Here is a 19,840-nt window from a genome sequence, read left to right as displayed (position 1 = left end):
AACACCACTCCCCCTGGCTCCCGTCCCAATCACCCGGCGGGATTCTGGAGTGGACCAGCCCGACCGGCCGGATCTCCAGCGATCGTCCGCGGCCGCGGCCGCGGAACACCGTGACCTTTGCGCCGGGACAAATCGCCCGCCTGGGATGCACCGCGCCCCGAGGGCGCCAGGAAACGGAATCAGCCGCACGACCTCGAAGGGCCCGACGCCTCGAGAGCCGCTACCGGACACGCAGGAACGATGAAACGGAACGAGCCGCCCGACCCCGAAGGGCCGGACGGCTCGCACGTCCCCAGCGGACGTGGTTACTGGTACGAGTTCACGATCTCGAGGAGGCTCGGCACGTTGGCGTATGCCTCGGCCGCGTTCTCCTTGGTGACGATCAGCGGCTCGAGCAGGTACGAGTCGACGACCTTGACGCCGTTATCGTAGGACTCGGTGTCGTTGACGTCGACCTCTTCGCCCTTCTGCAGCTGGCCGACCATCTTGATGGCCTGCTCCACGAGCAGCGCGGTGTCCTTGTTGATCGTGGAGTACTGCACGCCCTCCATGATCGACTTGACCGACTCGACCTCGGAGTCCTGTCCGGTGACGACCGGAACCGGCTTCCCGGCCTGCTGCACCGAGGTGATGATGGCGCGAGCGAGCGTGTCGTTCGGCGACAGCACACCGTCGAGCACGGCGTCGCCGCTGTACGAACCCGTCAGGAGCGTGTCCATACGGTTCTGCGCGTTCTCGGCGAGCCAGCCCTCGGTCGCGGTCTGAGCGATCTCGGTCTGACCCGAAACCACCTTCAGCGTGCCGTCGTCGATGGCCGGCTGGAGGACCTCCATCGCACCGTCGAAGAACACAGCCGAGTTCGCGTCATCCGGCGAGCCCGAGAAGAGCTCGATGTTGTACGGCGCCTCGTGGCCTGCGCGCTCGGCAAGCCCGTCGAGCAGTGCCTGCCCCTGCAGCTGGCCGACCTTGAAGTTGTCGAAGGCGACGTAGTAGTCGACGGCCTCGGTGTTCTCGATGAGACGGTCGTAGGCGATCACGTAGGCGCCGGCATCCTTCGCCGCCTGCACCTGCGTGGCCAGCTGCTTGCCGTCCTTCGCACCGATGATGATGACCTTCGCTCCGTTGGTCACCATCGCCTGGATCTGGTTCTGCTGCTCGGCGACGGTGTTGCTGGCCGGCGCGTACTGCACGTCGGCCTCGAAGCCCGCCTCGGCAAGTCCGTCCTCGAACAGCTTGCCGGCGAGAACCCAGTTCTCACTGGTCTTGTCGGGAAGCGCGACGCCGATGCTGGAGCCGGCCTCGAACCCTTCGGTGGTCTCTTCACCGGAGCCCGTGTCGGTGCCGCCACCGCGCTCTGCCGAGCATCCGGTGAGGGCGAAGGCTGCCGTCGCGACGATCGCTGTCGCGGTGACGATGATCTTCTTCATGTGATCTCTTTCTGTGGTGTGTGGCGGATGTCTGCGCGTGCGCTGCGCGAGGCGTTCGCCTACTATCCGCGCGTCTTCTCGACGGCGGGGGCTTCGTAGTTCTGCTTGGTGGGATAGGTCTGAGTGGGATCGAACGTGTCGGTGCCCGGCTCCTGACGACGACCGCTGCGCCGCGTGAGGAAGCCAATGAGCGACGGGCGGCCCTGCTGCTTGTTCCAGACGTCGATGCCGACGGCGACCAGCAGCACGAGGCCCTTGATCATCGAGACGACATCCGCACCCTGCCCGAGCAGAGCGAGACCGTTGTTGAGGAAGGCCATCACGAGGCCACCGATGATCGAGCCGATCACGGTTCCGATGCCGCCGGCGACCGCCGCGCCGCCGATGAAGACCGACGCGATGGCGTCGAGCTCCCAGCCGGTGCCGTCGTTGGGTCCAGACGCCTGCGAACGGGCGACGAAGATCATGCCCGCGAGGGCTGCCATCACCGACATGTTCATCATCACGAAGAAGTCGACCCAGCGGTCCTTGACGCCGGACAGGCGCGAAGCCTGGCGGTTGCCGCCGACCGCGTAGATGTGACGGCCGAAGACGGTGTTCCGCGTGATGAAGGAGTAGATGATGACCAGCGCCAGCAGGATGAGACCCGGCACCGGGAAACTCGTCCCGGGGCGACCGGTCGCGAACATCCAGCCGGCCGCGAGAACCACGACCGACAGCAGCACGACCTTGAGCGTGCTCACCCAGACGGGCGCGCTGTCCGAGCCCATCTTGCGCTGGATGCGACGGGTACGCAGCTCCCAGAAGACCAGCCAGGCGACTCCCAGCAGCGCGAGGATCATCGTCGGCACGTTGAACGCCAGCGGCAGGGCGAGCTCGGGAAGGTAGCCCGTGCCGATGATCTGGAAGCCCTTGGGAACCGGGATCGTCTGCGCGTCGCCGATGAACTGCTGCGCGCCACGGAAGAACAGCATGCCCGCGAGGGTGACGATGAACGCCGGAACACCGACGTAAGCGACCCAGAATCCCTGCCACGCCCCGACCAACGCCCCGACTCCGAGGCCGAGGAGGATCGCGAGCGGCCAGGGCAGGTTCCACTCGGTCATGGACTTCGCGACGATGATGCCGGTGAACGCGGCCACCGAACCGACCGACAGGTCGATGTGACCCATGATGATCACCATCACCATGCCGATCGCGAGGATCAGGATGAACGAGTACTGGTTGATGACGTTGATCAGGTTGCCGGGGGTCAGCGTCGCGCCGTCGGGGTTGCGCAGATACGTCGCCACCTGGAAGAACAGGATGATGACCAGGAGGCTTCCGAGGATGCCGAACTGGCGAAGCGTCGACGTGCCGCTGCCGCCGAACATCTTGCGAATGTCCTTGAAGTGGAAGCCGCGCTTGTCTGACACGGAGGTTTCGGTGCTCATGCGTGTGCCTTCTGGTTCGTGGAGGTCATGCTGCGCATGAGCGCCTCCGGTGTGGCCTGATCGGAGGGGATGCAGTCGGTGACGCGTCCCTCGAAGACGGTGTAGATGCGGTCGGAGATCCCCAACAGCTCGGGCAGTTCGCTCGAGATGACGATGACGCCCTTGCCGGATGCTGCGAGCTCGTTGATGATCGTGTAGATCTCGTACTTGGCGCCCACGTCGATCCCGCGCGTCGGCTCATCGAGGATCAGCAGGTCGGGGTCGGTGAACATCCACTTGGCGAGCACCACCTTCTGCTGGTTGCCGCCGGACAGCTTCGACACCCCCTCTTCGACCGTCGGGGTCTTGATGCGAAGCGCCTTGCGGTATCGATCCGCGACGGCGAACTCTTCGCGGTCGTCGACGACGCCGTTGTGCGCGATCTTGGACAGCTTCGCCGAGACGACGGAACGCTTGATCGTGTCCAGCAGGTTGAGCCCCAGGCTCTTGCGGTCTTCGCTGACGTAAGCGAGCCCGTGCTTGATCGCCGAGGCCACGTCGGGCATCACGATCTCCTTGCCGTCCTTGACGATCGTGCCCGAAAGGAACGTGCCGTAGGAGCGGCCGAAGATGCTCATCGCGAGCTCGGTGCGCCCAGCCCCCATGAGGCCGGCGATGCCGACGACCTCGCCGCGGCGCACGTTGATGCTCGATCCCTTCACGACCATCCGGTCGGTGACGGTCGGATGCTGCACCCACCAGTCCTTGACCTCGAAGAACACCTCGCCCAGGTTCGGCGTGCGGTCCGGGTAGCGGCTCTCGAGCGATCGCCCGACCATGCCGCGGATGATGCGGTCCTCGTTGATCTCGCCGCGGGAGATGTCGAGCGTCTCGACCGTGCGGCCGTCGCGGATGATGGTGATCTCATCGGCGATCTGCTCGATCTCGTTGAGCTTGTGGCTGATGATGATCGACGCGATGCCCTTGGCCTTGAGACCCAGGATCAGGTCGAGCAGGTGCTGGGAGTCGTTCTCGTTGAGGGCGGCGGTCGGCTCGTCGAGGATCAGCAGCCGGACGTCCTTGTTGAGCGCCTTCGCGATCTCGATGAGCTGCTGCTTGCCGACGCCGAGGTGCTTGATCGCGACGTCCGGGTCTTCGTTGAGTCCGACACGTGCCAGCAGCTCCGTGGCCCGCTGCCTCTGACCCTGCCAGTCGATCCGGCCGAAGCGGCGGATCTCGTTGCCCAGGAAGATGTTCTCGGTGACCGAGAGCTCGGGGATCAGCGCGAGTTCCTGGTGGATGATGGCGATGCCCGCCTGCTCGCTGGCGACGATGTCCTTGAAGCGCTGCACCTCGCCGTAGAGCAGGATGTCGCCCTCGTAGCTGCCGTACGGGTACACCCCCGAGAGCACCTTCATGAGGGTCGACTTGCCGGCGCCGTTCTCGCCGCAGATGGCGTGGATCTCGCCGGCCTTGACGGTGATCGAGACGTCGGCGAGCGCCTTCACACCCGGGAATTCCTTGGTGATGCCACGCATCTCCAGGATCGGGCCTGATACGGCAGGCATCGTTGCTGTGGTGCTCACGTAACTTCCTTGCGACGGGCGGTCACCTTCGATGTGACCGTTCACATTGGATTACATCGTCTACTTCTGACGAGATGCTGTCAAGTCCTGGCGCGAATTTCGTTTCGCTACCGTGATGTGGCTGATTCGCGCATGCGCAGGGTGGGCTGCAACTGTCCGGACGCCGGCGTCTGTTCGCCGCGGATCTGCGCGAGCAGGATCCGCACCGCACGCCTGCCGAGTTCGGGGAAGTCCTGGTGAACGGTGGTCAGCGTCGGCGTGACATGTGCCGCGACGGGAATGTCATCGAACCCGACCACGCTGACGTCCTGAGGCACGCGCACCTCCGCGTCACGGAAGCCGTGCATCAACCCGATCGCCATCAGGTCGTTCGCGGCGAAGATGGCCGTGAAATCCCTGCGACGCGACAGCTCCTGACCCGCGAAATACCCGAAGTCGGCGGTCCAGTCACCGCGAATCGGCGGGAAGGTCGGCAGGTCGGCTTCTCGGAGCGCGTCCAGGTATCCCCGCATCCGGGATTCCGCCTCGATCCAATCCTGGGGTCCCGCGAGATGCAGGATGTCGCTGTGACCGAGACCGATGAGATGCTCTGTGGCCGCACGGGCGCCGGCTACCTGGTCGGCAGACAGGCTCACACCGTCTGACCCCGACGCCGTCTGCAGGGTCACGAAGGGCATCTCCACCGCCATGCCGCGAAGGACATGGAAGACCCGCACCTGGGGTGCGAGCACGACGATCCCGTCGACCTGTTCACGTGCCAGTTGCCGTACCGCGTTGCCGATGGCCTCCGGAGTGGTCGCCGCGAGGTTGAGGGTCGACACCGAGTAGCCCTCCTCGCGCGCCGCATCCTCGATGCTCGCGATCGACGACGTCGGACCGAACTCGCCGATGGTCGCGGAGAGGATGCCGAGGGTGTTGGTCCTGCTCGTGACCAGCGCCCGCGCGGCGAGGTTCGGGCGATAGTCGAGCACCGATATCGCGTCGAGAACCTTCGCTTTGGTCTCGGGGCGGATGCTGGGATGGTCGTTCAGGACACGCGAGACGGTCTGGTGCGACACACCGGCGAGCCGGGCGACATCACGGATGCTCGGCATGCGGGCGCGCTCTGAGGCCGTCGACATCGCAGCCTCCTTGCATGTGCACGGTCACATCGGATACTTCATTATGTCGGTCGGCGCACGCCAGCGCATCCCGGGCCCCCCGGCCCGCGGCTCACACGGAATTCAGGGGATGATGCGCGCGCCGGGCACGGCGCCGTGTACATGCAGCGGATCGCTGCCTGAGAGCCGCAGGGTGGATTGCACATCCTGTGCGCTCTCCGGTCCGTCGCACAGCAGCGCCACCGTCGGACCGGACCCCGAGACGATGCCACCGAGCGCACCGGCACGGATGCCCTCTTCTATCGCGTCTGCGACATCAGGACGCTCGTGCAGCGCCGCTGGTTGCAGGTCGTTGTGCAGTGCCGCTGCGAGCAGCACCGGGTCTCCCGAGCGCAGAGCCTGCAGCACAGGGATGGGCACATCGAGCGACAGCGGCGGATCGTCGGCCAGCGCCCCCTCCTCGGCGCGGAGGGCGTCGAGGCGCTGGTAGACCGCCGGGGTCGAGAGCCCTCGATCGCTCGTCACCAGCACCCAGTCGAACCGTCCCCGCGCCAGTGCCGGGTTCAGTTGGTCGCCGCGGCCGGTGCCGACCGCGGTCCCACCGTGCAGCGCGAACGGCACATCGGCCCCGAGCCGCGCGGCGAGTTCGTGCAGGCGTGCCGATGACAGCCCGGTGCCCCACAGGGCGTCGCAGGCGACGAGGGCAGCCGCGGCGTCCGCCGATCCTCCCCCCATGCCACCGGCGACCGGCACGCTCTTGCGGATCTCGAGGGCCACGCCGCCGCGGTGATCGGTCGCGGAAGCGAGGAGTTTGGCGGCGCGCATCGCCAGATTGCGATCATCCAGCGGCACGGCCGCAGTGTCGTCGACCCCCGACACCGTCAGCGTGAACTCGTCCGCGTGGCGCGCGATCACGTCCTCGTAGAGCGACACCGCCTGAAACACCGTCGCCAGGGCGTGATAGCCGTCCTCGTGACGATCGCCGACCCCGAGGTAGACGTTGATCTTGCCCGGTGCTCGGACGTGCACGGCCTCGGCGGTTGCGGCGAAGCTCATATCCCGTTCAACTCCCGACTCTCATGGCACGACGCTCACAACTCCGACGACGTCGCCCACAGGTTGACATCGATGCCCTCCGAAAGCTCGTCGATTCGGGCGAGTTCGGCCGAATCGAACGCGGGGCCGGTGACGGCTGCGATGTTCTCGTCGAGCTGAGAGGGACGTGAGGCACCGATGAGCGCGGAGGCGACGACCGGATTGCGCAGCGTCCACTGCAGCGCCAGCTGGGCGAGGGACTGACCACGTTCACGGGCGACGTCATTCAAGGCTCTGATCGTCTTCAGGGCGGCGTCGCTGAGCCGGCCCTCCGGCAGAGAGCCGCGCTGCTGCGCCCGCTCGGCCGTTCCGTCGCCCAGATATTTGTCCGTGAGCAGCCCCTGCGCGAGCGGGGTGAACGCGATCGCCCCCATCCCGTGCTGCTCGAGCGTGTCGGTGAGCCCTTCCTCGATCCACCGATTGAGCACCGAGTACGCCGGCTGATGGATCACGAGAGGCGTTCCGAGCTCGCGCGCCACGGCGACGGCGGCCTCGGTGCGCTCTGCACTGTACGAGGAGATACCGACGTAGAGCGCTTTGCCCTGCCGCACCAGAGTGTCCAGCGCCGTCACCGTCTCCTCGACGGGGGTGACCGGGTCGACGCGGTGCGAGTAGAAGATGTCGACGTAGTCCAGGCCCATCCTGGTCAGCGACTGCTCAGCGCTGGCGAGGATGTACTTGCGGCTGCCGAGGTCGCCGTACGGGCCCGGCCACATGTCCCAGCCCGCCTTGGAAGAGATGATGAGCTCATCCCGGTACGGACGCAGGTCCTCGGCGAAGATGCGACCGAAGTTCTTCTCCGCCGAGCCGTACGGCGGACCGTAGTTGTTGGCCAGATCGAAGTGCGTGATTCCGCGATCGAACGCGTGGCGCAGCAATGCGCGCTGGTTGTCGAGCGGGATGTTGTCTCCGAAGTTCCACCACAGGCCGAGCGAGATCGGCGGCAGGTAGAGGCCGGACGAGCCGACCTGCCGGTATTCGAACTCGCTGTACCGGCCCGCGGCGGCGGCATACGGGCGGTGCAGTTCGGGGACGTCGGTGCGGAAGCGGGAAGACTCTGTCACCGTGCCAGATTAGCCCCGTCCGTCACTTCGCATGCTGCGCGATGCGCTGGTAGTCATCGACGGTGAGGTCCTCTCCGCGCGCCGTCGGGGCGACACCGGCCGCGATGAGGATCTCCGAGGCGGCGGCGGAGCTGCCGAACAGGCCGGACAGCGCCTGGCGAAGCATCTTCCGGCGCTGGTTGAACGCGGCGTCGACGATGCTGAACGTCCGCCTGCGCTCCTCCTCCGTGCCGCGCGGCTCGAGAGCCCTGTCGAACGCGACCAGCAGGCTGTCGACGTTGGGGACCGGCCAGAAGACCTGACGCGACACGGTGCCGGCGAGTCGCCAGTCGCCGTACCAGGCAGCCTTCACGCTCGGCGCGCCGTAGATCTTCGACCCCGGTTTCGCCGCGATGCGCTCGGCGACCTCCGCCTGCACCATCACCACGCCCCGCCGCAGATAGCTGAAATTCTCGAGGAAGTGCAGGAGGACCGGCACCGAGACGTTGTAGGGAAGATTAGCCACGAGCACGGCGGGGTCCCCCGGCAGTTCGGTGATGCGAAGGGCATCGGCATCGACGACGGTGAGCATCTCCGGGTCGACTCCGTGCTCGAGCGCGGTCTGCTCCAGGCGTGCCGCGAGGCGGTGATCGATCTCGACCGCGGTGACGGCGGCGCCCGCTTCGAGGATCGCCAGCGTGAGGGAGCCGAGCCCTGGGCCCACCTCGACGACCCGCTCGCCCGGCTGCACACGGGCCGCCTGCACGATCTTGCGCACCGTGTTGGCATCGACGACGAAGTTCTGGCCGAGCTTCTTCGTGGGGGTGACGTCGAGCTCGGCGGCGAGGCGGCGGATCTCGGAAGCGCCGAGCAGGGTGACTGTCATCCTGCCATTCTCTCCCACCACCGCTTGTCCGCTGACTATTGACAAATAGAACTGTCAATTGTGAGGATCGGAGCATGAGGTTCCTGGAAACGCCCGAGCAGGTGCGATCAGCACTGTCACCCCTCCGTCTCCGGCTGCTCGCGCTGCTGCGCGAACCCTCCTCGGCGAGCCGCTTGGCCGAGGAGCTCTCATTGCCCCGGCAGCGGGTGAACTATCACCTCAAGCAACTCGAGCGGTCCGGACTCGTCGAGCTGCTCGAAGAGCGGCAGCGCCGAGGCTTCACCGAACGGGTCTTCCGCGCGACCCATGCGTCGCTGGTCGTCGACCCGGCGGTGCTCGGCGGTGCGTTCGACGACATCCAGGACCACTACGCAGCCGAACATCTGGTGGGGGTCGCAGCGGGCACCGTCCGTGACGTCGCGCGGATGCATGCCGAGGCGGAGACGGCGGGAAAGCGGCTCTTGACCTTCACGATCGAGGCGGAGGTGCGCTTCGCCGAGCCCGGCGATCTGTCGCGCTTCGCCGACGCGCTGAGCGACGCGGTGCGCCGCACGGTCGAGGCTTTCGACTCTGAGCAAGGCCGGCCCTATCGACTGATCGCGGGAGCGCATCCCGCACCGAGAACGCCGAGAGATGAAGGAGTGGAAGATGTCTGAGGTTCCCAAGATCCAGGTCACCGTGGCGGCACCCCCGAGCGTCGTGTGGAACGCCCTCAGAGACAGGGACAGGATCCGGCAGTGGCATGGCTGGGAGTTCGAGGGAGGTGCCGACGGTGGGCTGGACCAGGAGATCGACCTGATCTATTTCACAGACGTCGAGACGGACGATCAGGGGATCCTGCTCAACGGCGGGGACCGAATCGATCTCGAGCCCGTCGAAGGCGGGACGCGCGTCACCCTGACCAGGGCGGCGCCCGCCGACGACCCCGATTGGGACCGCTACTACGACGACATCACCGAGGGTTGGATCACGTTCATCGAGCAGCTCCGGTTCGCTGTCGAGGTCCATCCGCACGACGAACGCCGCACGATCCTGCTCCGAGGAGCTGTCGGCGTCTCTCCCCTCACAGCGCTGTCCGCGCAAAACCTCCGGCCCGGGGACGAGTTCGCGTTGCCGCTGCCGGGCGAGCAGGCGACCGGCCGCGTCCGCTTCCGCTCCGACCACCAGCTCGGCCTCGCCGTGGACGGATGGAATCACGGCCTGCTGGTGCTGAGCCACGTGCCAGAGACCCGGCACGGGATGGCACTGCTCAGCCTCTATGACCTCGAAGAGGATCTCCGCTCGGCGCTCAGCGCACGCTGGGACGAATGGTGGCGCGGCACGGTCCAGCCGTCGACGTCGTAGTCTTCTCTGGTGCCTTCCCTCGGTGAACTGATCGCGCCCCGGCGGATGGGGCGGGACTTCCGGTGGCTGCTGGCGTCCTCATGGACGAGCAACGTCGGTGACGGCGTCGCGCTCGCCGCCGCACCCCTGCTCATCGCTTCGATGACGTCGTCGCCCCTGCTGGTGGCATCCGGTGCCGTCCTGCAGTTCCTTCCCTGGCTTCTGTTCGGCCTGCACGCGGGCGCCATCGCCGACCGGTTCGATCGCCGGCGCCTGGTCATGTTCGCCAATGCCGCCCGCGCGGTCGTGCTGGCAGCACTGTGCGTCTTCCTCGTCACCGGTACCGCCAACATCTGGATCGTCCTGGCCGTCGCCTTCCTCTACGGCACTGCCGAAGTCTTCGTCGACACCGCGGGAAGCACGCTCCTCCCCATGCTCGTGCGACCGGCCGATCTCGGGGTCGGCAATGCCCGGTTGCAGGCGGGGTATCTGGTCGCCAATCAGTTCGCCGGGCCGCCGATCGGCGCGTTCCTCTTCGCGGCCGGGGCCGCCTGGCCCTTCCTGGTCGAAGTGCTGTGCGTGAGTTTCGCCGTCCTGCTCATCTCGCGCATGGCGAAGACACCGGTGCCGCCGCGTGAGACGGGTGCGCACCCGCCGGTGCACACCGACATCGCCGAGGGACTGCGCTGGCTGTGGCAGAACCCGCCGGTGCGGATGCTGGTGCTGATCATCCTGCTCTTCAACGTGACGTGGGCGGCCCCCTGGGGCGTGCTCGTGCTCTACGCCACCGAGCACCTTCAGATGGGTGCCGTCGGCTACGGCATGCTCACCACTGCCTCAGCGGCAGGCGGCATCCTCGCGACGCTGAGCTTCGGCTGGCTGGAGCGGCACGTCTCCTTCGCCACCCTCATGCGGGTCGCACTGTCGCTCGAAGTGCTCATGCACCTGGCCTTCGCGCTCACCACCGCAGGCTGGGTGGCGCTGATCATCATGGTCGTGTTCGGCACGTATGCCTTCGTCTGGGGCACTATCTCGACCACGGTGCGTCAGCGGCTCGTCCCCGCCGAACTGCAGGGCCGCGTGGCATCGGTGAACATGGTCGGCGTCTTCGGCGGCATGATCATCGGCCAGGCGCTCGGAGGCGTGATCGCTCAGATCTGGGGGCTGACAGCGCCCTGGTGGTTCGCCTTCGCCGGAGCCGCGATCACCCTGGCCGTGGTGTGGAAGCCCATCTCACAGATCGTCAATGCGCGGCCGGTCGCCGAGGACCGGCCGGTGCCCGACGACGTCTGAGCTCAGCCGGCGAACGGGCCGTAGACCGCCAACGTGTTCGCGGCGATCTGCGCGGCGAAGTCGTCCACGTCGACCCCGAGTTCCGCAGCCATGAAACGCACCGTGATCGGCACAAGGTACGGCGCGTTCGGCCGACCGCGCAGCGGTACCGGCGTGAGGAAGGGTGCATCCGTCTCGACGAGGATCCGATCGATCGGCGTCACCGCCAGCGCGTCGCGCAGATTCTGGGCGTTCTTGAACGTGACGTTCCCGGCGAAAGAGAGGTAGTAGCCGGCATCCGCGCAGGTCCTCGCCATGGCCTCATCACCGGAGAAGCAGTGGAACACCGTCCTGTCCGGAGCGCCGACGCGCGCGAGCGTCTCGAGCACCGCCTGATGCGCATCGCGGTCATGGATCTGCATGGCCACGCCATGTTTCTTCGCCAGCGCGATGTGCGCCTCGAACGACGCGAACTGCGCGTCGTGACCCTCCGGGCCCGTGCGGAAGAAGTCCAGGCCGGTCTCGCCGACCGCACGCGTGCGCGGGTGGGCTGCGAGCTCGTCGATGACGGAGATCGCCTCGTCGAGCCGCCCGGCCTGCGCATACACGGGCGCATCGTTCGGATGGATGGCGACAGCGGCGAGAACGCGCGGGTCGGATGCCGCTGCATCCACCGCCCATCGCGAGGACTCGATGTCACCGGAGGCCTGCACCACGCCTGCGATGCCCACGGCGGCGGCGCGATCGAGCTGCTCGGTGAGCGACAGCGGCTCGTCTCCGTCGAGGATCTCGAGGTGGGCGTGGTTGTCGTACACCGGCACGGCGAGCGGCTCAGGAGCCGGCGGGTACCGCAGATCCTTGCGGCCGTCTCCCGACCTCTGCTGCACGTACGTCTCCGCCATCGCGCCTCCGCTCGCTCTGTTCACCCGTCCCGCACGGTGCGCGGGGTCAGGCGGTGGACTCCACACGCGGGAACAGCGGCGCGAGCGCCTTCACGCTCGTGCCCGATGGCAGCACTCCCCAACCGCCCGCCTCGCGGATGGGCTGGTCTTGCAGTGCTCCCAGGATTTCGGGCGCTCCCAGGGCCACCCAGAGCTTCTCGGTCGCCTGTGGCATCACCGGAGACAGCAGCACGGCGAGGGCACGCAAACCGTCGGCGCACGTGTAGAGCACGGCGCCGAGGCGGTCGCGCTTGTCCTCATCGCGGGCGAGCGCCCACGGCTCGTTCTCGGTGATGTATCCGTTGAGGGCGTCCACGATCGTCCAGATCGCCGAGATCGCCTCGTCGATGCGGAACTGGCCGATCGCAACATCCGCCGCTGTCGCGGCTTCGGCCACGATCTTCTGGATCGCGAGGTCCTGCTCGCTGTAGTCGGATGCCGCGGGCACGACGCCCTCGAAGTACTTCTCGATCATCGCGATCGTGCGCGAGGCGAGGTTGCCGAACCCGTTCGCGAGCTCGGCCTGATAGCGCGCCGACAGATCCTCCCAGGAGAACGAGCCGTCCTGGCCGAACGCGATGGCGGAGAGGAAGTAGAACCGGTAGGCGTCGGATCCGAAGACGTCGGTGATCTCGGTGGGCGCGATCCCGGTGAGCTTCGACTTCGACATCTTCTCTCCGCCGACGAGCAGCCAGCCGTGCGCGAAGACGCCCTTGGGCACTTCGAGGCCCGCGGCCATGAGCAGCGCCGGCCAGATGACGGCATGAAAGCGCAGGATGTCCTTGCCGACCACGTGATACGCCGGCCAGCGACGCGCGAAGGTCTCGTCGTCGGAGCCGTAGCCGACGGCCGTGGCGTAGTTGAGCAGGGCGTCGACCCACACGTAGATGACGTGCGACTCGTCCCACGGCAGCGGGATGCCCCAGTCGAACGTGGAGCGCGAGATGGACAGGTCCTTGAGACCCTGGCTGACGAATGACACGACTTCATTGCGCGCCGAGTCCGGTCGCACGAAGTCGGGCACGCTCTTGTACAGCTCGAGCAGGCGGTCCTGGAACTCGCTGAGTTTGAAGAAGTAGTTCTTCTCCTGCAGCAACTCGAGCGGCTTCGAGTGGATGGCGCAGACCTTCAGTCCCTCGAACGGACCCGTGCCGTCGACGATCTCGGACTCGGGTTTGAACTCCTCGCATCCGACGCAGTAGAGCGCTTCGTATTCGCCGGCGTAGATGTAGCCCCGGTCGTAGAGGCGCTGGAAGAACGTCTGCACGTTCGTCTCGTGCCGCTCCTGCGTGGTGCGGATGAAGTCGTCGTTGGCGACATCGAGGGTCTCCAGCAGCGGGAACCAGGCTTCACTGACGAGCTTGTCGACCCATTCCTGCGGCGTCACGCCGTTGGCGGCGGCGGCTCGCAGCATCTTCTGCCCGTGCTCGTCCGTTCCGGTGAGCATCCAGGTGTCGTCCCCCGCCTGGCGGTGCCACCGCGCGAGGGTGTCGACGGCCACCGTCGTGTACCCGTGACCGATGTGAGGCACGTCGGAGGGGTAATAGATGGGCGTGGTGATGTAGAACGATTCGCCTGCGGGCATGCGGTCAATTCTAGGTGGGACGCGGGCCCTGGTTACGCGCAGTCGAGCGGGGTTCCGCTCAGCGCAATGTCGCCGTGACGGCGCCGTGCGGGCGGCGGCTCATCTCACCCGGGCCGCGGTCTCGCCGCTCGCCCGAGACCGGAGCGAATCCCGCGTCGCGGAGCAGGGCGTCCAGAGCATCCGCCGACCAGAACCACGCGGGAGCGACGGCATGCTCGAAACTCTCCCCGGCTTCCCCATCGAAGAAGCCGAGCAGAAGTCCCCCGCCTGGAGCCAGCACCCTCGCGAACTCCACGAGCACCCCCGGCACGTCGGCCGGAGGCAGATGGATCAGCGAGTACCACGCGAGGATCCCGCCGATCGACTCCTCAGCGAACGGAAGGTGCCGAAAGGAACCGTGAGCGAACGAGAGGTGCGGATACTCGGCGCGGGCACGCGCGAGCAGACGCGCCGAGAGGTCGATTCCGACCACGTCACGGTGACCGTCGTGAAGGAACGCCGTCCAATGACCGGGACCGCAACCGGCATCCAGCAGCACCCCACTGGTGCCATCGCGCCAGCGCGCGACGGCACCTCGATCGGAGGAATCCATCTGATCGATCCGGCTTCCCAGCGCGATGTATTCCTTCGCGCGGTCATCGTACGCGGCAGCGACCGCTGCGTCGGCTGACGATTCGTCGGCCCCTACAGCGCCGGCGTCGGTCATCGGACGCGGGCGGCCAGCGCGGCCTGATACAGATCCCGGGACGACAGGCCGGTGAGAGCGGCGACCTCGGCCGCGGCATCCTTCAGGCGGATGCCTGAGGCGACGAGGGTCTGCACCTGGGCGAGCGCGTCGTCGGGCGACGCGTCTCGCCGGGGCGCTCCCTCGACGACGACCACGATCTCGCCCTTGACGCCGCCTTCGGCCCACGACACGAGTTCGGATGCCGTGCCCCGACGCACCTCTTCGTACAGCTTCGTCAGCTCCCGGCACACCGCGATGCGGCGGTCGTCACCGAGTGCCACGCCCATGTCGGCGAGTGACGAGGCGAGGCGCGCCGCCGATTCGAAGAACACCATGGTGCGCGGTTCCGTTGCGAGCGCCCGCAGCATGGAGCGCCGCTCGCCGGGTTTGCGCGGCAGGAACCCCTCGAATGTGAACCGGTCGGTGGGGAGCCCCGAGATCGCCAGCGCCATGAGCACGGCGCTCGGACCCGGGATCGCGGTGACGGTGACGCCCTGCGCCACGGCCTCGGCGACGAGTCCGTAGCCTGGGTCGCTGATCGCCGGCATCCCGGCATCGCTGAGCACGACGATGTCCTGATCCACGGCGAGAGCGGCGATCTCGCCCGCCTTCTGCTTCTCGTTGTGATCGTGGAGGGCGATGAGGCGCGGCCTGTTCTCGATCTTCAGCGCCTGCAGCAGGCGCTGGGTGGTGCGGGTGTCCTCCGCGGCGATGATCTCCGCGTTCTCGAGGACCTCGACGAGCCGGCGTGACGCGTCGCCGAGATTGCCGATCGGGGTGGCGGCGAGGATGATCACCCGCCCAGCCTATGTCGGTTGTCTAGTCTGGAGCGGTGACCGCGCCCCTGCCTCTGCTGCCCCCTCCGGGGGAACGGCTCACGCGCTTCGGCCAGCTGCGCGATCGCGTGCTGCTCGACCCGGACTGGGGACCGATGCTGCGCTGGTTCGCTCCGCTGGTCGTGACGGCGCTGGCGCTCGTGCTGCGCGTGGCGAACCTCGGTCACCCGCACGAACTCGCCTTCGACGAGACCTACTACGTCAAGGACGCCTGGTCACTGTGGACACTCGGCTACGAGGGCACCTGGGAGGACGGGGCGAACCAGGCATTCGCCTCGGGTGACCCGCTGCCGCTCGACACGGAAGCCGCCTTCGTCGTGCACCCGCCGCTGGGCAAGTGGATCATCGCGCTCGGGATGGCCATCGGAGGGCCGGGAGTCAGCGAGGGATGGCGCCTGACGACGGCGCTGCTCGGCACCGGAACCGTGCTGCTGGTCTACCTGGTCGCGCGTCACCTCACCGGCTCGATCGTCGTGGCCACCATCGCGGGGATGCTGCTCGCGATCGACGGGCTCAGCATCGTGATGAGCCGCACCGCGCTGCTCGACGGCTCGCTCACCTTCTTCGTCCTGCTCGGCTTCCTCTTCGTGCTCTTCGATCGACGGCGCACCATCCCGCTGCTCGAGCGCCGCAGCACAGACGACCCTGACCCGTTCTGGGGCCCGGTTCTCTGGCGGCGTCCCTGGCTGATTGCGGCGGGAGCGGCGCTGGGAGCTGCGACCGCCGTCAAATGGTCCGGGCTGTACGCGCTCGCAGGACTCGGGCTCTATGTCGTGGTGACAGACGCGCTCGCCCGCCGGCGCGTGGGAGTGGCGTTCTGGCCGACGGATGCCGCCTTCCGGCAGGGTCCGGTCTCGTTCCTGCTCCTCGTGCCGCCGGCGATCGCCGTCTACCTCGTCAGCTGGAGCGGGTGGCTCCTGACCGCGGGCGGCTACGACCGGACCAGTGACCCGAACCCGCTCATCGCCCTGTGGAACTACCACCAGTCGATCCTCGGCTTCCACGTCGGGCTGAACCGCGGTCACCCCTACGCGAGTGCGGCCTGGGAGTGGCCTTTCCTGCTGCGCCCCACCGCGGTCTGGGTCGGCGGCGAGGACGGCCGATGCGGCGTGGAGCACTGCATCGCCGTCGTCTCGGCGCTGCCGAACCCTCTCATCTGGTTCGCCGGCGTGGCGGCAGCCGTCTACCTGATCTACCGTCTGGTGCGCGGATGGATCGATCGCTCGCCTGTCGGGCCGGAGTTCACGATCCCGCTGGTGGGCGTGGCCGTGACGTACGTGCCCTGGCTGCTTCTGCCGGAGCGGACGATCTTCCAGTTCTACACGGTGGTGATGATGCCGTTCCTCGTCATCGCACTCGCCGTGACGCTGCGTATCATCGCCGGGGAACGCGCCGCTCCGCTGCACCGACGGCAGGCGGGAGAGCGCACGGTGCTGCTATTCCTGGCCTTCGCGGTGCTGGTCTCCGCGTTCTTCTATCCGGTGTGGACCGGCATGAACGTGCCGTACGGATTCTGGCTGGTGCACAACTGGATGCCTGGCTGGATCTGACCGCCTGTCACGGCGAGGACTCGGGCTGCTGCGACACGTGCTCGACGAGCGGCAGCACTCGGCCCTCGAGGTGGGTGCGCATCGCGATGGACGACGCGGTGCGCGCGACGCCAGGAACGAGCGCCACGCGGTCGAGCACCTCCTGCAGCTGCGCCGCCGTGCGAGCGACGAGCCGCAGTTGCATGTCGCTCGCACCGGTCACGGTGTACATGTCGATGATCTCGGGCACGGCGTCCGCCAGAGCCTTGGCGACCTCGTCATGTCCGATCTTCTGATCGATCTCGATCAGGCAGAAGGCGACGAGTCCGTACCCGAATCCGCTCGGATCGACCTGCGGCACGATCGCCCGGATCACGCCGGCCTCGTGGAGCCGGGCGAGGCGGGAGGTCGCGGTACCGCGCGCCACGCCGAGCCGCCTCGCGCATTCGAGGATCGGCAGCTGCGGCGACTCCGTGAGCAGGCGGATGAGGTCGGCGTCGAGCTTGTCGATGCGCACCTGCCTACTCCCGGACGACGCCGGGGCGGGACACGCCGCGGGTGAGCCGCGCGACCACCAGGAGCACTGCCGTGAGCGCGAGCGTCAACAGCAGCTGCGTCCTCGCTGCCGGATCGATCATCGCGAGGGCGATGACGGCCACCAGGAGAACGAGACACAGCCACGACAGCCAGGGGAAGCCCCACATTCGCATCGGCATCTCCTCGCCGGCGCGGTCCGCCCGGCGGCGCAAGACGATCTGCGCGATGGTGGTCGCCGTCCAGATGACGAGGAGAGTCGAGCCGACGACGTTCAGCAGCGCCGGCAGGATCACATCCGGGAAGGCCCAGTTCAGCGCCACGGTGACGAAGCCGAAAGCGACCGAGGCGAGCACCGCGACATACGGCACGCCCTTGTCGCTGGTGCGGGTGGACGCCAGCGGTGCGAGCCCGCGCTCGCCGAGCGAGAACGCCATCCGAGAGGCACCGTAGATGTTCGCGTTCATGGCCGAGAGCAAGGCGACCACGACGATGAGCGACATCACCAGGTCGACGCCGGGCACGCGCAGCGTTGCGAGCACCGCCGAGAACGGTCCGTCGAGCACCTCGGGGGCGTTCCACGGGAGGACTGCGACGATGACGAAGATCGAGCCGATGTAGAACACGATGATCCGCACCATCACCTCGCGAACGATCCGCCGGATATTGCGGCTGGGGTCATCCGACTCGGCGGCGGCGATCGCGACGACCTCGGTGCCGCCGAACGCGAAGACGACGATCAGCAGGGCCGCGGCGATGCCGGTGATGCCCTGGGGCGCGAAACCGCCGTGGTCGACGAGGTTGCCGATGCCCGTCGCCGGGACGCCGGGGAAGAGACCGATGATCGCGCAGACGCCGACGATGAGGAAGAGGATGATCGCGGCAACCTTGATGGCGGCGAACCAGAACTCGAACCGGCCGTAATTGCGCACTCCGAACAGATTCACCGCAGTGAGTGCGGCGACGAAGACGAGCACCCATACCCACGCCGGCACCGCCGGGATCCATCCGGCGACGATGCCCGCGGCCCCGGTCGCCTCGGCGGCGATGACGACGATGAGCTGAATCCAGTACAGCCACCCGACGGCACTGCCCGCGCTGCGCCCCATGGCCTTCTGCGCGTAGGAGCTGAACGCACCTGAGCTCGGGCGGGCGGCCACCATCTCGGCGAGCATCGCCATCACGAGCACGACGATGGCGCCGGCGACGAGGTAGGAGATGAGCACAGCAGGGCCTGCGATCCCGATCGCCTGGCCGGATCCGACGAAGAGCCCGGCACCGATCGCGCCGCCGAGTCCCATCATCGAGATCTGTCGGCGGGTCAGGCCCGGGTGCAGTCCCCTGGTCGTCGTCGTGGTTGCGGGCACTTCGGTCATGCGTGGACCTCCTCGTTCACGTGCTGATCGTGCTGGTTCTGCGCTGGGCTGATCCGGATGCCTGCGGCGAGCGCCGCCTCGACCCTGTCGATGTCCTCGGCCGTTCCGGATGAGATGCGAACACCCTCGCCGGCGAACGCCCTCGTGATCACTCCGCCCGCGCGAAGCAGCTCTTCCAGGTGCGCGGTGCGTGGGCCCGACGGCACCCAGACGAAGTTCGCCTGAGAAGGCGACGGAGACCATCCCGCCGCCTCCAGCAGTGCCGACAACCGTGCGCGCTGGACGACGACGTCGTCGATCCGGGCGGCGAGCTCATGCGCGGCATCCAGAGAGGCGATCGCGGCGGTCTGTGCGAGGTCGGTGACGCCGAACGGGATCGCAGTCTTGCGCTGATTCTCGGCGATGACCGTCGGCGCGATCGCATAGCCGATGCGGAGCCCTGCTAGGCCGTATGCCTTGGAGAACGTGTGGAGCACGGCGACGTGCGGATGACGGCGGAAGAGCTGGACGCCTGCACCCTGGCCGCCGGACGCGTCGAAGTACGCCGACCGGTCGAAGTGCACGTACGCCTCGTCGATGACGACGAGGATGTCGCGGGGCACCGCCGCGACGAAGCGCTCCAGCTCGTCCGCTCCGACGACGGTCCCTGTCGGATTGTTGGGGTTGCACACGAAGATCAGTCGCGTGCGTGACGTGATCGCGGCGAGCATCGCGTCGAGGTCGTGCTGGTGATCGGCATCGAGGGGAACGGCGACAGGGGTCGCACCGGCGATGCGTACGAGCGACGGATACGCCTCGAACGACCGCCATGCGAACATGACCTCGTCACCGGCGCCGGCCGTGGCGTGGATGAGCTGGGCGGCGAGTTCCACCGAACCCGCCCCGACCGTCACCTGCTCCGCCGCGACGCCGTGACGCTCGGCGATCCTGGACCTCACCGCCTCCGCGCTCATGTCGGGATAGCGGTTGATGTGGGCGAGGCGGTCCTGGACAGCGGCGATCACCGAGGGCAGCGGCGGGTGCGGCGATTCATTCGACGAGAGCTTCGAAGCGCCGTCGGGAGCGGGCCGCCCCTGGCGGTAGGCGGGAACGGCGTCGAGACCGGGACGGACGGGAAGGGGCATCTGCAGAGCATCCTTGCTGTGAGAGGGGCGAGGCGGGCGTTCTC

At 67.5% G+C, this 19,840-nt stretch carries 18 protein-coding genes; 4 read left to right on the top strand and 14 right to left on the bottom strand.

All coding sequences use genetic code 11. From position 1 onward, the window contains the following. Window positions 1-305: 305 nt before the first annotated feature. From RIN18_RS02665 to rsmA, 7 genes are all read right to left on the bottom strand, one after another. Complete coding sequence (locus RIN18_RS02665) at window positions 306-1,427, bottom strand: substrate-binding domain-containing protein (protein ID WP_309102397.1); 1,122 nt, start codon at window positions 1,425-1,427, stop codon at window positions 306-308. A 62-nt stretch (window positions 1,428-1,489) separates the two neighbouring features. Further along, window positions 1,490-2,860 (bottom strand): multiple monosaccharide ABC transporter permease, encoded by a 1,371-nt coding sequence (gene mmsB, locus RIN18_RS02660; protein WP_309102396.1) that lies wholly within the window; start codon window positions 2,858-2,860, stop codon window positions 1,490-1,492. Further along, a complete protein-coding gene (gene mmsA, locus RIN18_RS02655; protein ID WP_309102537.1) occupies window positions 2,857-4,407 on the bottom strand; it encodes a multiple monosaccharide ABC transporter ATP-binding protein in 1,551 nt (516 codons plus the stop codon). The genes mmsB and mmsA overlap by 4 nt, the downstream gene beginning before the upstream one ends. Window positions 4,408-4,532: 125 nt before the next feature. Then, window positions 4,533-5,546: a LacI family DNA-binding transcriptional regulator gene (locus RIN18_RS02650; RefSeq protein WP_309102395.1), complete on the bottom strand. Its 1,014-nt coding sequence runs from the start codon at window positions 5,544-5,546 to the stop codon at window positions 4,533-4,535. Window positions 5,547-5,648: 102 nt separating this feature from the next. Beyond that, window positions 5,649-6,581 (bottom strand): 4-(cytidine 5'-diphospho)-2-C-methyl-D-erythritol kinase, encoded by a 933-nt coding sequence (locus RIN18_RS02645; protein WP_309102394.1) that lies wholly within the window; start codon window positions 6,579-6,581, stop codon window positions 5,649-5,651. 35 nt (window positions 6,582-6,616) lie between these two features. Then, window positions 6,617-7,684, bottom strand: a complete 1,068-nt coding sequence (mgrA, locus tag RIN18_RS02640; RefSeq protein WP_309102393.1) for an L-glyceraldehyde 3-phosphate reductase — start codon at window positions 7,682-7,684, stop codon at window positions 6,617-6,619. 22 nt (window positions 7,685-7,706) lie between these two features. Beyond that, window positions 7,707-8,549, bottom strand: coding sequence for a 16S rRNA (adenine(1518)-N(6)/adenine(1519)-N(6))-dimethyltransferase RsmA (gene rsmA / locus RIN18_RS02635; protein ID WP_309102392.1), 843 nt, complete (start codon window positions 8,547-8,549; stop codon window positions 7,707-7,709). Between the two features lie 74 nt (window positions 8,550-8,623). Here rsmA and RIN18_RS02630 point away from each other — a divergent pair, with 74 nt between their 5' ends. The 3 genes from RIN18_RS02630 to RIN18_RS02620 are packed head-to-tail and all read left to right on the top strand — an operon-like array spanning window position 8,624 to window position 11,165. Continuing rightward, window positions 8,624-9,205, top strand: a complete 582-nt coding sequence (locus RIN18_RS02630; RefSeq protein WP_309102391.1) for a winged helix-turn-helix domain-containing protein — start codon at window positions 8,624-8,626, stop codon at window positions 9,203-9,205. Continuing rightward, entirely contained in the window at window positions 9,198-9,893 is a 696-nt protein-coding gene (locus tag RIN18_RS02625) for an SRPBCC domain-containing protein (protein ID WP_309102390.1), read from the top strand. Before RIN18_RS02630 ends, RIN18_RS02625 begins: the two co-directional genes overlap by 8 nt. A gap of 9 nt (window positions 9,894-9,902) precedes the next feature. After that, window positions 9,903-11,165 carry an MFS transporter gene (locus tag RIN18_RS02620; protein WP_309102389.1) on the top strand — a complete coding sequence of 421 codons (1,263 nt, stop codon included), beginning with the start codon at window positions 9,903-9,905 and terminating at the stop codon, window positions 11,163-11,165. A 2-nt stretch (window positions 11,166-11,167) separates the two neighbouring features. Here the strand turns inward: RIN18_RS02620 and RIN18_RS02615 are convergent, their stop codons facing one another. Genes RIN18_RS02615 through rsmI form a run of 4 tightly spaced genes read right to left on the bottom strand, consistent with a single transcriptional unit; the run spans window position 11,168 to window position 15,194 of the window. After that, window positions 11,168-12,046 (bottom strand): TatD family hydrolase, encoded by an 879-nt coding sequence (locus RIN18_RS02615; RefSeq protein ID WP_309102388.1) that lies wholly within the window; start codon window positions 12,044-12,046, stop codon window positions 11,168-11,170. Window positions 12,047-12,092: 46 nt separating this feature from the next. Continuing rightward, window positions 12,093-13,670, bottom strand: a complete 1,578-nt coding sequence (gene metG / locus RIN18_RS02610; protein ID WP_309102387.1) for a methionine--tRNA ligase — start codon at window positions 13,668-13,670, stop codon at window positions 12,093-12,095. A gap of 58 nt (window positions 13,671-13,728) precedes the next feature. Further along, on the bottom strand, window positions 13,729-14,376 hold the full coding sequence (locus RIN18_RS02605; RefSeq protein ID WP_309102386.1) for a class I SAM-dependent methyltransferase: 648 nt from the start codon (window positions 14,374-14,376) through the stop codon (window positions 13,729-13,731). Beyond that, on the bottom strand, window positions 14,373-15,194 hold the full coding sequence (gene rsmI / locus RIN18_RS02600; protein WP_309102385.1) for a 16S rRNA (cytidine(1402)-2'-O)-methyltransferase: 822 nt from the start codon (window positions 15,192-15,194) through the stop codon (window positions 14,373-14,375). The genes RIN18_RS02605 and rsmI overlap by 4 nt, the downstream gene beginning before the upstream one ends. A gap of 35 nt (window positions 15,195-15,229) precedes the next feature. On the opposite strand from rsmI, the gene RIN18_RS02595 reads away from it, so the two are divergent. Further along, window positions 15,230-16,783 (top strand): phospholipid carrier-dependent glycosyltransferase, encoded by a 1,554-nt coding sequence (locus RIN18_RS02595; protein ID WP_309102384.1) that lies wholly within the window; start codon window positions 15,230-15,232, stop codon window positions 16,781-16,783. Window positions 16,784-16,790: 7 nt separating this feature from the next. On the opposite strand, the gene RIN18_RS02590 is transcribed toward RIN18_RS02595, so the two are convergent. The 3 genes from RIN18_RS02590 to RIN18_RS02580 are packed head-to-tail and all read right to left on the bottom strand — an operon-like array spanning window position 16,791 to window position 19,796. Beyond that, on the bottom strand, window positions 16,791-17,279 hold the full coding sequence (locus tag RIN18_RS02590; protein ID WP_309102383.1) for an Lrp/AsnC family transcriptional regulator: 489 nt from the start codon (window positions 17,277-17,279) through the stop codon (window positions 16,791-16,793). A gap of 4 nt (window positions 17,280-17,283) precedes the next feature. Continuing rightward, the gene (locus RIN18_RS02585) at window positions 17,284-18,672 is read right to left on the bottom strand and encodes an amino acid permease (protein ID WP_309102382.1); all 1,389 of its coding nucleotides are present in this window, start codon (window positions 18,670-18,672) and stop codon (window positions 17,284-17,286) included. After that, window positions 18,669-19,796 carry a histidinol-phosphate transaminase gene (locus RIN18_RS02580; protein ID WP_309102381.1) on the bottom strand — a complete coding sequence of 376 codons (1,128 nt, stop codon included), beginning with the start codon at window positions 19,794-19,796 and terminating at the stop codon, window positions 18,669-18,671. The genes RIN18_RS02585 and RIN18_RS02580 overlap by 4 nt, the downstream gene beginning before the upstream one ends. Window positions 19,797-19,840: the final 44 nt, after the last annotated feature.

Origin of the sequence: Microbacterium sp. (assembly GCF_031179285.1) — a bacterium.
GTDB lineage: Bacteria > Actinomycetota > Actinomycetes > Actinomycetales > Microbacteriaceae > Microbacterium.
This window is presented reverse-complemented; position numbering and strand designations above follow the sequence as displayed.

Coding starts and splice junctions, on each gene's coding strand:
- RIN18_RS02645 (WP_309102394.1), bottom strand. CDS start 6,581: ATGAGCTTCGCCGCAACCGCCGAGGCCGTGCACGTCCGAGCACCGGGC.
- RIN18_RS02650 (WP_309102395.1), bottom strand. CDS start 5,546: ATGTCGACGGCCTCAGAGCGCGCCCGCATGCCGAGCATCCGTGATGTC.
- RIN18_RS02665 (WP_309102397.1), bottom strand. CDS start 1,427: ATGAAGAAGATCATCGTCACCGCGACAGCGATCGTCGCGACGGCAGCC.
- RIN18_RS02585 (WP_309102382.1), bottom strand. CDS start 18,672: ATGACCGAAGTGCCCGCAACCACGACGACGACCAGGGGACTGCACCCG.
- metG (WP_309102387.1), bottom strand. CDS start 13,670: ATGCCCGCAGGCGAATCGTTCTACATCACCACGCCCATCTATTACCCC.
- RIN18_RS02605 (WP_309102386.1), bottom strand. CDS start 14,376: ATGACCGACGCCGGCGCTGTAGGGGCCGACGAATCGTCAGCCGACGCA.
- mmsB (WP_309102396.1), bottom strand. CDS start 2,860: ATGAGCACCGAAACCTCCGTGTCAGACAAGCGCGGCTTCCACTTCAAG.
- RIN18_RS02615 (WP_309102388.1), bottom strand. CDS start 12,046: ATGGCGGAGACGTACGTGCAGCAGAGGTCGGGAGACGGCCGCAAGGAT.
- mmsA (WP_309102537.1), bottom strand. CDS start 4,407: ATGCCTGCCGTATCAGGCCCGATCCTGGAGATGCGTGGCATCACCAAG.
- RIN18_RS02580 (WP_309102381.1), bottom strand. CDS start 19,796: ATGCCCCTTCCCGTCCGTCCCGGTCTCGACGCCGTTCCCGCCTACCGC.
- rsmA (WP_309102392.1), bottom strand. CDS start 8,549: ATGACAGTCACCCTGCTCGGCGCTTCCGAGATCCGCCGCCTCGCCGCC.
- RIN18_RS02625 (WP_309102390.1), top strand. CDS start 9,198: ATGTCTGAGGTTCCCAAGATCCAGGTCACCGTGGCGGCACCCCCGAGC.
- RIN18_RS02630 (WP_309102391.1), top strand. CDS start 8,624: ATGAGGTTCCTGGAAACGCCCGAGCAGGTGCGATCAGCACTGTCACCC.